The sequence below is a fragment of the Brotomerdimonas butyrica genome (genome assembly GCF_025567305.1).
Taxonomy (GTDB): domain Bacteria; phylum Bacillota; class Clostridia; order Peptostreptococcales; family Anaerovoracaceae; genus Lentihominibacter; species Lentihominibacter butyricus.
The window spans coordinates 70,995-84,470 of record NZ_JAOQJP010000011.1 but is presented as its reverse complement, the minus strand read 5'-3'; the positions used below and the strand labels follow the sequence as shown (position 1 = coordinate 84,470).

10 protein-coding genes are annotated in these 13,476 nt (G+C 43.7%); all 10 read right to left on the bottom strand.

What is annotated here, in order from left to right; genetic code table 11:
* Positions 1 to 4: 4 nt before the first annotated feature.
* On the bottom strand, positions 5 to 2,857 hold the full coding sequence (infB, locus tag OCV59_RS08895; RefSeq protein WP_262584262.1) for a translation initiation factor IF-2: 2,853 nt from the start codon (positions 2,855 to 2,857) through the stop codon (positions 5 to 7).
* 17 nt (positions 2,858 to 2,874) lie between these two features.
* A complete protein-coding gene (locus OCV59_RS08890) occupies positions 2,875 to 3,183 on the bottom strand; it encodes a L7Ae/L30e/S12e/Gadd45 family ribosomal protein (protein ID WP_262584261.1) in 309 nt (102 codons plus the stop codon).
* Positions 3,173 to 3,487, bottom strand: a complete 315-nt coding sequence (gene rnpM / locus OCV59_RS08885) for an RNase P modulator RnpM (protein WP_147594138.1) — start codon at positions 3,485 to 3,487, stop codon at positions 3,173 to 3,175. The genes OCV59_RS08890 and rnpM overlap by 11 nt, the downstream gene beginning before the upstream one ends.
* Positions 3,432 to 4,718, bottom strand: coding sequence for a transcription termination factor NusA (gene nusA / locus OCV59_RS08880; protein WP_147594137.1), 1,287 nt, complete (start codon positions 4,716 to 4,718; stop codon positions 3,432 to 3,434). Before nusA ends, rnpM begins: the two co-directional genes overlap by 56 nt.
* Before the next feature lie 17 nt (positions 4,719 to 4,735).
* Positions 4,736 to 5,209, bottom strand: coding sequence for a ribosome maturation factor RimP (locus tag OCV59_RS08875; protein WP_147594136.1), 474 nt, complete (start codon positions 5,207 to 5,209; stop codon positions 4,736 to 4,738).
* A gap of 229 nt (positions 5,210 to 5,438) precedes the next feature.
* Positions 5,439 to 7,217: a sodium:solute symporter family protein gene (locus tag OCV59_RS08870; protein WP_262584260.1), complete on the bottom strand. Its 1,779-nt coding sequence runs from the start codon at positions 7,215 to 7,217 to the stop codon at positions 5,439 to 5,441.
* An 81-nt stretch (positions 7,218 to 7,298) separates the two neighbouring features.
* Entirely contained in the window at positions 7,299 to 8,528 is a 1,230-nt protein-coding gene (locus OCV59_RS08865) for a M20 family metallo-hydrolase (RefSeq protein WP_147594134.1), read from the bottom strand.
* Between the two features lie 246 nt (positions 8,529 to 8,774).
* Entirely contained in the window at positions 8,775 to 10,226 is a 1,452-nt protein-coding gene (locus OCV59_RS08860; protein ID WP_262584278.1) for a sigma-54 interaction domain-containing protein, read from the bottom strand.
* Between the two features lie 112 nt (positions 10,227 to 10,338).
* The gene (locus OCV59_RS08855; RefSeq protein WP_147594132.1) at positions 10,339 to 11,751 is read right to left on the bottom strand and encodes an amidohydrolase; all 1,413 of its coding nucleotides are present in this window, start codon (positions 11,749 to 11,751) and stop codon (positions 10,339 to 10,341) included.
* A gap of 320 nt (positions 11,752 to 12,071) precedes the next feature.
* The gene (locus tag OCV59_RS08850) at positions 12,072 to 13,382 is read right to left on the bottom strand and encodes a hemolysin family protein (RefSeq protein WP_147594131.1); all 1,311 of its coding nucleotides are present in this window, start codon (positions 13,380 to 13,382) and stop codon (positions 12,072 to 12,074) included.
* Positions 13,383 to 13,476: the final 94 nt, after the last annotated feature.

The following is a 13,476-nucleotide window of genomic DNA, read 5'->3' as shown; positions in this document are numbered from 1 at the left end:
CCTCCTATTTTCTATCTATTTCTTCCATAGTGAAGCACTCTATGACATCGCCTTCCTTGATATCATTGTAGTTTTCTATGCCGATACCGCATTCGTAGCCCTGAGTGACTTCTCTTGCGTCGTCCTTGAATCTCTTGAGTGACGATATCTTTCCTTCGTGGATCACTATGCCGTCTCTTACAAGACGTATCTGTTCGTTGCGGACTACCTTGCCGTCAGTTACATAAGCTCCGCCTACGATGCCGACTCCAGGTACCTTGAACGTATCTCTTATCTCTACTGTTCCCAGGATGACTTCCTTGAATTCAGGATCGAGCATACCCTTCATAGCATTCTCTACATCATCGATGATGTCGTAGATTACTCTGTATGTTCTGATCTGTACGCCTTCACGCTCTGCGATAGCGCTCACTGCCGCACTCGGTCTTACATTGAATCCGATTATTATCGAATCCGACGTGCCTGCCAGCATTATATCCGATTCATTGACCGTACCTACACCTGTGTGTACGATCTTTACTCTCACCTTGTCGTTCGAAAGCTTTTCAAGCGATGATACGATGGCTCCTACAGAACCCTGAACGTCTCCCTTGATGATAAGGTTGAGCTCCTTTACTTCGCCTTCCTGTATCTGACTGAAGAGTTCCTCCAGTGTAGTGCTTGAATTTCTCGCGAGCACTTCTTCTCTCAGCTTGAGCTGTCTGTTCTCTGCGATCTCTCTCGCAAGCCTGTCGTCCTTTACAGCATTGAACACGTCACCTGCATGCGGCACTTCTGTGAGACCCAGGATCTCTACTGCTGTAGCCGGTCCTGCTACTCTGAGCTTTTCACCCTTGTGGTTCGTCATCAGCCTGATCTTTCCTGAGCATGTTCCTGCGACAATACTCATACCCGTCTTAAGCGTGCCGTTGAGTACCAGCAGACTTGCCACAGGACCCTTTGCCTTGTCAAGGCGAGCTTCGAGTACTGTACCGAGAGCCAGTCTGTCAGGGTTTGCCTTGAGCTCGAGCACTTCTGCCTGAAGAAGTATCATCTCGAGCAGATTCACGATACCCTCACCTGTCTTTGCAGATACAGGCACGCTGATAACGTCTCCGCCCCAGTCTTCTACCAGTACACCGTTGTTTGCCAGGTCTGACTTTACGAGATCAGGATTTGCTCCCGGCTTGTCGATCTTGTTGATGGCAACGATCATAGGAACACCTGCAGCCTTTGCATGGCTGATGGATTCGAGCGTCTGCGGCTTTACACTGTCATCTGCGGCAACTACGAGCACCGCGATATCAGTAGCGTGCGCTCCTCTTGCTCTCATCGCTGTGAAAGCCTCATGTCCCGGCGTATCCAGGAACACGATCTTCTGTCCGTTTATTTCTACTTCCGACGCACCAATGTGCTGTGTGATACCGCCTGACTCCTGCGCCGTAACGTTTGTCTTTCTTATAGCATCCAGGAGTGACGTCTTACCGTGGTCTACGTGACCCATAACGGTGATGATCGGTGCTCTAGGCTTGAGATCTTCTTCCTTGTCCTCAAAATCTTCGATTCCCTCTTCCTGAGCTTCCTCCTGCACTCTGCCTACCGCGATCTGTATACCCATTTCCTCCGCGAGGAGAACTACTGTGTCTTCGTCGAGATTCTGGTTGATGTTCGCCATAACGCCCATCTTCATCAGAGTCATGATTATCTGTGAAACCGTCGTCTTAGTCTGTTCTGCAAAACCTGCAACTGTGATCGGCACGTTTATCATGACTGTGCCTACCGGAAGTTCAACTTCCTCAATCTCCGGCTCCGGTGCAGTCTTCGGCTTGTTGTGCTTCTTGTTCCTTACCTGCTTTTCAAGGGATCTCGGCTGAGATTTCATAGACTTCTTGCCGTTGCCTCCGCGTTCGAGCTTTGAGAACTTGTCGTGCTCCTTGTCCTTGTCCTTGTTCTTCTTCTTTGTACTCTGAGAACCCGGTTTTGTTGCCATTACATCGACGCCTTCGTCTTTTCTAGGCGCAGTGCGCTGAGGTCTTTCCTGGCGCTCGCCTCGATCGTTCTTCCTGTCCTGAGGCTTGCCGCCTTGTCTCCTGTCGTTCGATCTTCTGTCGCCCTGCTTCCTGTCGCCTCTTTCACTTCTGTCGTTTCTGTCGCCGCGGTCGCTCCTTCGCTTTCTGTCGTCAGCCTTCTGCGCTGTCTTTCGCTCCGCTTCACGCTTCTCCGCTTCTTTTCTTGCAGCTTCGCGCTTTGCAGCAGCTTCTTCTTCCTCGCGCTTTACGTCCTCTGCTCTCTTGATGACCTTGAGTCTGCTCTGTCTTCTCGGAGCTTCCGGCTTCTTAGGTTCAGGCTTTTCTGCCTTTGCTGCGTTCTCTGCAGGCTTCTGATGCTCTGCCGCCTTTACCTCCGGCTTCTTTTCTTCCTGAACAGGTTTCTCAGCCTGCTTTTTTTCTTCCTTTACGAGTCTTTCCTCTACCGCTGCCTTTGCTACCGGTTTCCCTTCAGGCGGCTTCATCCTGCCTTCTACCTCTTTGGAAACGATCGGCTTTCCTACCGGCGGTTTTGCAGCAACTGTCTTTGCGGAGGACTTTGCAGTGGTCTTTGCCGCTTTCTTGACTTCCGGAAGCTTGATCTTGGCGGCTTTTACAGTTACCTTGGGTTCACCATCCTTCTTCTCGCTGTCGGATTTTTTCGTTCTCACTCTTACCACCTTCGTCTCGGCGTGAGTCCCGCTTTTCATGATGGTGTTTCTTACTGCTGTCGTATCGATATCTGACAGCTCATCATTTATGCCTGACACTTCTATTCCCATAGTCTTTGCTTTTTCAAGCACTTCCTTGCCGGTCAGGCTGAGTTCTGATGCCAGCTCCTTTATTTTCATACGCACTTCCTCCTTTATTATAAATCCCTGTTTATCTCATTCAGAATAACTTTAGAAAAGTTATCATCACACACGGCGAACACGCTTCTTCCCGATGTTCCTACAGCATGGGAAAGCTCGTCGCTGCTGCCGTATCTGACATATGCGACACCGTGCTTTCTGATTTCTTTCATCATTTTCTTCTCGCTGTTTTCAGAGATGTCATCTGCCAGGATCACGAGCTTTACCTTGCCCTTTGCCATGCCGAAAATGCATGTATTGCTTCCTGACATAAGATTACCTGATTTCTTTGCAAACCCGAGATAGCTTTCGACCTTACTTCTCATAGTTCTCGAGCTCCCTGAATACAGCATCCATATCGTCGTCGGATATCTCCACTCCGAAGTTCCTCTGGAAAGCGCGCTTTTTCTTCGCCTTGGCCATGCACTCCATGTCCGGGCAGACGTAAACGCCTCTTCCCTTTGCCTTGCCTGCAGGATCTATGCTTACCTTTCCTTCATAGCAGGCTATCCTTATCAGGCTGCTCTTGGGCTTCGATTCCATACATCCTACGCATCTTCGCATAGGCACCTTCTTAGTCTTCAATCTCATCGCCCCTGTCTTCAGCAGTTTCTGTGATCTCTCCGTCATCCCCGATATCCTCCATGTCTTCGATATCTTCAGGGATCTCCGTGATCTCTTCGTTCATATCCTGATCGTCCTCGTCATCGATATACTCTATCTCGTCTTCATCATCGTCGATATATTCGATGCCGTCCTCGTCGTCTACATACTCGATATCGTCTTCCATGTATTCATCCTCGAGCAGTTCCTCATCCTCCGGATCTCCGAAGTACTGACTATGGCTCTTGATGTCTATCTTCCAGCCGCAGAGCCTTGCCGCGAGTCTCACGTTCTGGCCTGACTTGCCGATAGCGAGAGAAAGCTGATAATCCGGAACTACTACAGTTGCAGTCTTTTCTTCTTCATCTATAATGACTTCCTCGACCTTTGCCGGACTGAGAACGTTCTTGATCAGGATCTTCGGATCCTCGTCCCATGTCGTGATGTCTATCTTCTCTCCGAAGAGCTCGTCAACGACGTTCTTTACTCTCGATCCGCCGGTTCCGACACATGCGCCTACAGGATCCACATTCTCATCCTCGGTGTATACCGCGATCTTGGTTCTCGATCCAGCTTCCCTGGCGATGCTCTTTATCTGTACTGTACCGTCCTCTATTTCAGGCACTTCCAGTTCGAACAGTCTCTCAACGAATCCCGGATGAGTCCTTGAAAGAAAGATCTGAGGTCCTTTCGTGCTCTTGCGCACATCCATGATGTATGCCTTTATCCTGTCGTTGACCTTGTATCTTTCACCTGAAGCTCGCTCTCCTGCGACCAGGATACCTTCGGTGTTTCCCATGTTCACGAATATCGTATCATTGCTTATCCTCTGCACTACACCTGTTATCAGGTCTCCCTGTCTGCTGATGTAGTTGTCGAAGATCATGCCTCTCTCGGCTTCTCTGATCCTCTGCACCACGACCTGCTTGGCTGTCTGCGCAGCTATACGGCCGAAGTCCTTAGGCGTCACCTGATATTCGACTACATCACCCGCCTGATATCTCGGATCGATCTCCAGCGCATCTTCGAGTGATATCTCTGTGAATTCGTCCTCGACTTCATCCACTACGTCTCTTCTCATCAGCACGTCTACATCTCCGGTCTCTCTGTCGATATTGACTCTGACGTTCTGTGATGTTCCGTAATTCTTTTTATATGCTGAAACAAGTGCTGATTCTATAGCCTCGATCAGAACATCCTTTGAAATGCCTCGTTCTTTTACCAGGTCATCTATAGCAGCTATAAACTCTTTATTCATTTTTCATACCCTCCTAATTAGAAAATAACAGCCAGGTTCGCCTTGGCTATCTCCGACAACTGAAGCTCCCACACCTTGCCGCTGTGATCTGTGACCGTTACTGAATCTCCGTCTATGCTGTCCAGCACGCCCTGTATGTTTTTCGTTCCGTCTTTTCCCTTGTAAAGCTTTATCTCGACTTCACTTCCTGTGTATCTTTCGTAATGCTCGCGCTTTATCAGCGGTCTGTCCATGCCGGGTGAGGAAACCTCGAGATAGTAGTTCTGTTCTATCAGATCCTCCTCATCCAGCTTTTCGCTCAGGAACCTGCTGACCTTTTCACAATCCTCCGTACCAACATATTCATCCGGAGCCGTCTTGTCGATATAAACGCGCAGGAACCAGTCTCTGCCTTCCTTTATATACTCGCAGTTGTAAAGCTCATAGTCTTCGTCTTTCAGAAATCCGGCAAGAAGTTCTTCTACTGTATCGGTTATTTTCTTTTTCGCCATAAAAATCTCTCTTTCGATTTTATAATACAACAGGTTTTCTCCTGTTTACAAAAGTAAAGAGTGGGCGTTTCACCCACTCTTACTAAGTTCATTAGTTATACCTTTATAAGGATAGCATATGGATATTGAAATTTCAAGGGATATTTGCAATTTCATTCAGAATTTAATTCAGCGAAACTGCTCTACCCGTCCGGACTTCCTGACAGATCACAGGATAACTTTACTTTTATTATTCCTGCTTTCTGCTCTTGGCTGTCGTTTTAAACAGTCCGACTATATCCTTTCCACCTAAAACAGCCATCATAAAAATCATGAGAGTTCCTACAACTATTGATACCCATGTCATTGCAATGCCTACATGCATATTCGCATAGGCAAATGACAGAATATAATGAGCTCCGAAAATAATAGTTAAACATACCCAGAAAGTTTTCCACCCACTTGTATCAGCACCCAGATATCCATAGAACCCTTTTCCGAAATTCCGCTCTGACTCCGGAAGATCCGTAGATGAATACATTTCTCTTCCAAGGCGTTTCCAACTGGTTATCTCCGCCCGATCATAATCCGGTTTAGTGCACAGACTTACAATGATCATCAATGGTATGGATGTTATAAAACCCACATGAACAGCATGAAATCCTCCAATCAATGCTCCAGGGCTTCCCTCACTTATCCATGCATACACGGCCCACAAAAATGCAGCTGCTGCTCCGCCAACAGTAGATGCCATTGCGCCCGCAGTTGTAGAACGTTTCCAGAACCAGGCGCTCATTGACGTAGCAAACAGTCCTGACAAAACAATTGCCTGTGCGAGTACCCACAGCGGAACAAGGATCGGCAGCCACAATGCACTGGCTATACCGATACCTACAACTATCAGTACGGATACCCTGCTGGCCCGGAGCACCTGTTTATCCGTGGCATTCTTATTTATAGCTTTGTTATAGATATCCCTCGTTATTATAGTTACTCCATTCATAGCAAATGAAGAGCCGCATGAAATTATAGTCATAAGCAGTCCTGCAAGAACCAAAACGCCTATAAATGTTCCCGAAAACTCAAGAGTGAACCATGTATACATACTGTCACCTGCAAGACCTTCAGGAACTGAAAATACACCCTTTAGTGCACCTGTGAGAATTGCCATTCCTCCCAGGAACGGCAGAACATTGTAATATGAACCGCCAAGAACTGCCAGCATGCCATTAGAGCTTACTTTTGGGGTTTTTCCTACATATGCCCACATGTACATCCATGGATCAGCAAGATAAAACAATCCGAGTGTCAGCAGATATGTGCTGAATACTGAGAATGGCAGATTGAAAAAATTTGTAAATCCTTCAGGCAGTACCGTATAAAAAGCTTTTGTTACCTCGGTAGGCTCTCCTATAGTTTTTATTGCTACCAGTGTGAACAGCAATATACCTATTGATTGTAAAATCGCCTGGAACCATTGAGTGACCAGTGCCGAATACTGACCTGCGGTTATCAGATACAGGAGTATTATCAGAGAAGAACTCAAAACCCCAAACCTTATGCTGGTTCCAAAAACAACAGTCATTGCTGTAGATATAGCTAAAAACTGCATGCCGGTCAGAATTGCCGGTCTCATCAGTGCTACTATACCTACAGGCAGACGCATTACCTCGCCATATCTTGCGCATATGAAATCCGAGATTGTAACGGCTTTGGTTGTTCGTCCAAAATAATTCAGTCTGCGAGCAAACAGTAATATAAACACAACACTGCCGGTTACTACAAACAGTGATGCCCACATCTGTGAAATACCATCCTGATAACCGTACCCTACATATCCGGAAACACTTGCGCCGCCTACATAACCACCAAGAAAAGCCGTTGCCATAAGCCAGAAAGGTGCACCTCTCCCGGCAAGCAGAAAATCATCTGCGGTAACTGCTACTTTTCTCAGATATGCCCCTGCAAGAATAAATGCAATTACCAGCACGACAATTACTATCAATGAGATGAAAACTGTAGTATGCATAAACTTACCTCCTCTCAACTTGATTAAAACAACCATCTGTAATGATTTAAGCAAAAACAAAATCACTTAATATCAAGCATCTCAGACATCTGCTTTATCTAGTTTAAGCAGAACGTCTGCTGTTATCTCTACTCCTTTAACAATATCTTCCCAGCGCGTATCTTCCTGCGGGCAATGACTCATACCTTTTATGCTTGGCACAAATAACATACCTGTCGGCATGACTTCGTTGATAAAAACAGCATCATGTCCGGCACCTGAGATAATTCTGATATAGTTCATGTTGTTTTCACGAGCCGCATCTTCGACACAGGATATTATCGATTCATTGAAAGATGCTGGATCTGCTCTCCAATACCGCGCAATGTCAACTGACACGATATATTTGCTGCATATCTCCATAATAATCTGTTTTGTCTGTTCTTCAAGTTCCGTCATCCCTTCATCAGTATGATATCTTAGATCCACACTGAAATACACTTCTCCCGGTACGATGTTTTTGCTGGCAGGCCTTGCATTTATAACTCCCACCGTCAGAACAGCAGGGTCTCCGAAATCAATACAGTTCTGCCTTATTGCAGATATTGCCTCTGCTGCTGCGGCGGCCGGATCTTTCCTGTGGCTCATAGGCGTTGTCCCTGCGTGATTTGCCTCACCCTTTATGGTAACATCAAGGCCTGTTATCCCTAACGCACCTGTTACAACACCAAAATTTTTTCCTTCGGCATCCAGTACCGGTCCCTGCTCGATATGCGGTTCAAAGTAAGCTTTTATGCCCTTTAGCCTGTTTTCTTTCTGCCCTTTATAACCTATACGTATCAGCTCATCTTCATACCTTATTCCATCAACGTCTTCTTTGTCATATACCCATTGAGAATCAAATTTGCCGGAAACCACTCCGCTTGCCAGCATAGGCGGAACGAATCTCGCACCCTCCTCGTTTGTCCAATCTACAAGTATAAGGCTGCTTTCAACTCTTTTGCCGCTCTCTTTTATTGAAATAATAGCTTCAAGCCCTGCCATTACGCCGAATAAGCCATCATATTTACCACCGTTAGGCTGTGTGTCAGCATGAGACCCAACACAAATCGGCTTTGCATCAGGATTGGTTCCTTTTAAAATCCCGTAAACAGATCCCATGTCATCAATCTTTACTTCCATTCCGGCTTCTTCAAGCCATGATACTATCAGATCCCGAGCTTCCTTATCAGCATCTGTCAAGGCAAGCCGCATCATACCGGATTCTGCTGTAACTGCAATACTGTTGATACGATTCATTCGTTCTTCAAGCCTTTTCTCGTTTATTTTCATATACCGTTTCACTCCTTTCTCTTATCCCACATGAAATAATAAATTGCGATTTCGAAATCCTTAAGGGTTTTAAAACAGCCGCAGTCAATATCAACAACTGCTACTCAAATAAAACGCAACTTTTATGCCAAAGAGCATAGAAGACAGTAATTCTTTGAATCATTGAAATTTAAGCACGGGCGCAGTTTATGTAAAAAATCAGTTTTTTCTGTCGAATCGTTCAAGTCGCTTTCTAACTCAAATCATTCATTTTGAGTCATTCATATATTTTCGTATTTTTCTGTATGCAGTTGACTGGCTTATACCCAGTTCTTCTGCAACCTTGTAACTGCTTCGGTGCTTTTCGTATAACGCAATAATTCGTTCTTTCTCGTCGGGAATCCTTTTAATAGAAAATTCATGATCGTTATTCAGAAGCATATCATCTTTACTCAGATTTATGCACAGGTTAATGTCATTGGTTATAACAAGACGCTCAATGTAATTTTCTAATTCCCTGACATTTCCCGGCCATTTGGTGTTTGTTATGAATTCCTTTATTTCTTCGGTCAAATTTATTTCTTTTCCATACTTGTTGCTGTAAAAATCCAGAAAATATTCCGCCATTTCCACAATGTCGTCTCTACGTTCTTCAAGAGATGGTATGTGTATAGGTATTACGTTTAATCTATAATAAAGATCCTGCCGGAAGGTTCCTTTTTTTACCTCTTTATCTAGTCGTTTGTTACTCGCAGCAATTACTCGAGTATCAACACTAAGCTCTGTTATTCCGCCCACTCTGGTGATTTTTTTTGTTTGCAGGAAATTCAGAAGCTTGACCTGAAGAAACAATGGCAATTCAGATATTTCATCCAAGAAGAGGGTCCCTCCTGCACTTGCTTCTACAAGACCTTTTTTACCTTTCCTGTCAGCTCCTGTAAATGCACCTTTCTCATACCCAAACAGTTCAGATTCAAGAAGCTTTTCAGGGATAGCTCCGCAATTTACACTTATCATCTTTTGAGCGCCCCTTATACTTGTTTCATGTATATAAGATGCAATTACATTTTTTCCTGTACCGGTTTCTCCAGTTATCAGAATATTTGAGTCAGTGTTTTTTACAATATCCGCCAGCTTTAGAATGCTTTGCATAGAGGCACTGCGGGCAATTATTTTTTTCTGTTTGACGTCTTCCGGTGTCTGAAGTTTTGTTATATATTCGTTTATTGCTTCCACCTCGTCCGCTTTTACGGCATTGGTAAACACTCTGAATAGATTTCCTTCCTTATCAAAAACAGGAACCCCTGTTACAACCATGTTTTTTATATCCTTGATTTCCTGCAGAACAGAAACCGGTGCTCTTGCCTTCAATGTCAGCCAGCATACCGATGGCCTGAATATTTCTTTTTCATGCATTTCCTCCATATTGGCTCCGACTATATCCTTTTGTGAAATTTTTACCATTTTTTCAAAAGCCTTATTCACTCTGATGCAGATGGCATTTTCATCACTTACAACGAAACTGTTGGGAGCTTCATCAAGAATATAATTCAATTCAATACTTGAGTTTATTATGACATCAAGTGCATCCAGCAGTTCTTTTTCATCTTCTGGCATTTTTATCCGCGACAACTCATATGCGGCAAAGCCTACATTCTTCAAAGCACTTTTATAGTCTTCCAGTTTGTTTATAAGCTCCCTGTAGAAATCGTCTTGCATATTCAATAATCCCTACCCCCTTCCTGAAAAACATGACAGCATTTACACTTCCGAACCTGATCATCATCATACACAAACCAGCATGTTGTCTTGTATTTACATTGTATACAGTTTATCTGTATTTGTACATCGTATCTTTGTTCAGGTTAACGGGCGGCTCCATATCATCAAAAAGCAGACTTTGATATTGTTTTCCTTCCATTCTTTCCATCCATTCCGCATGTGCTTTTGCCAGGATTTCCGGAGAGTACAAAAGATCTGCTGCAGTCATTGAAATAACCTTTGCGGCGCAGTCCATACTCTTCTGTCCCATGGTATCTCCTGCGCATCTTGTTACTCCCCAATGGTGCCATCCGCAGTCCTTCATCCCCATAGCTATCCAAGCCGTTGCATAAGGTGCATTCCAGCTGTATTCAGGTGTATCGCACAGAACCGTGTAGCCACCCTCAAACGGTTCTATCTCTGTTGGCATACCGGTTTCAGGCTGTCCCAGTTCACGTTGTATAGCTTTGGCTTTTTTGTGTTCTTCTGATGAAAAGTCAGGAGCGCCCACCTGCACCATATTGCTATACATGCACTCTGCCAACACTCTGTTGGGGATTTTATGATGTGTCGCTGTAACAAGTTCTCTCTCAACTTCTGTCTCCGTTGCCATTGCGGCTGCCTCCGCACACTTTGTTATTCTTTCGAGCGCTTTTTCCATGTCCTCTGTAGTAATAAACCTTCCTATATACCATGCAGTCGTATAATCCGGAACCACGCTTGGAAATTCAGGTCCTGTGGTGACAAATGTATAATTTATCGTGTTCGCTGCATCTGGTGGGCATCCCGGATACATGTGCTCTCTCATGATTTCCACTGCATGTCCCTGCAGCATAGCCGCATCCAGTGCACTTCTGCCATGCCATGGAGAATTGCCATGGCATGTTCTGCCTGTAAAATGATATTTTACACTCATGTATGCCTGACAACTATCATAATTTACCTTCGTATAATTCCAGGGGTGCCAGTCAAGAAATGCATCGTAACCTGACAGGTATCCGGCCTTGCCAAGAAAAGGCTTTCCCAGACACAACTCCTCTGCAGGAGCACCTATAACTTTCACAGTACCCGGCAGTTTGAATTTTTCTATGACCTCTTTAATTGCAGTTGCAGCTTTCACACCGGCAGTTCCAAGCAGGTTATGTCCACATCCCTGTCCGGGAGCGCCCTGTTTTACCGGTGCTTTTTCAAGCTTTTCTCTATCCTGAGAAAGTCCCGGAAGGGCATCATATTCGCAATTGATTCCTATAACAGGTTTTCCGCTGCCATAGCTGGCAATAAATGCCGTAGGCATGCCAGCAACAGCTTTTTCCACTTCAAAGCCTGCTTTTTCAAGCAGATTAATCAATGTTTGTGATGATTTATATTCCTGCATGGACAGTTCCGGGTTTTCCCATATTTGGTCTGAAGCTTCATAATAATCCGCTGTGTTAACTTCATTCCATTCAATAATAAACTCTTTTATCTCTTTTAAATCTGGCATTCTCTTCTCCTTTCCTCTGCTTTTAAAAGCTTAAGTCATGACCTCATCCTTTGCATTTATATAGAGCAAGCACTATGCCAGATTTCTGCAGTTTTCTATAAGAACTCACCAAAGCCACTGTTTTCAATGTTCTGAAAGTTTTTACCCGTTTGAGGAAAATAGCTTTTCAGGTCGTTCCATCCAAGTCACCTATATACAAAACGACTTATTTGAAGTCATTCCGATTCAAGATAAGTCGTTTAAGTCACTTTCTATTCTGTTTTTATAACATAAGGTAATGATGATCACTTTTTTAATTACAAATGCGATTTCATAGTTTTTTATTCTATGATTTCTATGATTGCATGTTCAACTTGATGCTCTTTTATTTTATCGATGATTATATGCATATTTTCTATTTCTAATTCTATTTTTGCAGCTCCATCCTTTGGTACCATACTGAATTTTTGAAATAGAAATCCGGTAAATGTGTCACAGTCTTCTGCTGCAAATGTAACACCTGTAGCGTCTTCAATATCACTTAATCGTATATTTCCTTTCACTTCCCATTTATTATCACTTATTCTTACAACAGTTTCTTCCGGTGATACCGGTCCGATATCATTTAAATCGCCAACTATTTCTTCTAATAAATCAATAAGTGTCACTATTCCGACCACTCCACCATATTCATCTAATACGATCGCCATAGATTGCTTCGACTGTTTCATATTTTTAAAAAGCACATCTGCTTTTGTAGTTTCCATAACAAAGTAAGGTGCAGAAATCGCAGAATCAATGACCGTATCCTTATTTTTTTCTTTTAATCTAAAATAGTCTTTTGCATTTAAAATACCAATAACACGATCTATCGAATCTCCACAAACGGGATAAAGTGTATGTCGTGTATTGTGGATCGTTTCATCCCACTCCTTCACATCATCAGACATCCATAATATTGTAACATCTGTTCGATGTGTAGCAATCGTACCAGCCATAACATCATTGAATTCAAAAACATTTTGAATAAATTCTTTTTCCTGATGATCTATTGTTCCTTTTTCACTTCCCGCATCAACAAGCATACGTATTTCTTCTTCACTTACCCGGTCTTCTGTTTCATTTGGATCGATGCCAAAAATCTTCAAGACAGCATTTGTTGAGATCGAGAGAAATGATACGATCGGCTTAAAGAATATAGAGATTCCCGTAACCAGTCCCGAAACCCCCATTGCCAGCTCATCAGATTTTTTCATTGCGATCCGCTTCGGAACTAATTCACCAAAGACCAACGTGAAATATGATAAAATCAATGTAATCAATATAACAGCTACAGTATCTAAAGTAGAACGTGGAATATCCACGCCCATTCCAGCAACCCAGTCAACTAAAGGTTCTGAGAAATTATCCGCTGCAAAAGCACTTCCCAAAAATCCTGACAATGTGATCGCCACCTGAATCGTCGCAAGAAATCGTGCCGGCTCTTGTGTTAATCGTACTAATCGCTTTGCCCGACTATCACCTTGTTCTGCCATTCGTTCTAACTTTGTTTCATTCATTGATAAAACAGCAATCTCTGCACTTGCAAAAATCGCATTCAATGCAATTAAAATAATCTGTACTAATAAAAGAATATAAATCGATGTACTCATAAATAAAACCTTTCTACAATAAAATCAACTAAATATCACACTTGCTTAAAAGCAACCAAAAACATGGCCTATATTCTGAATACATAGTCCATGC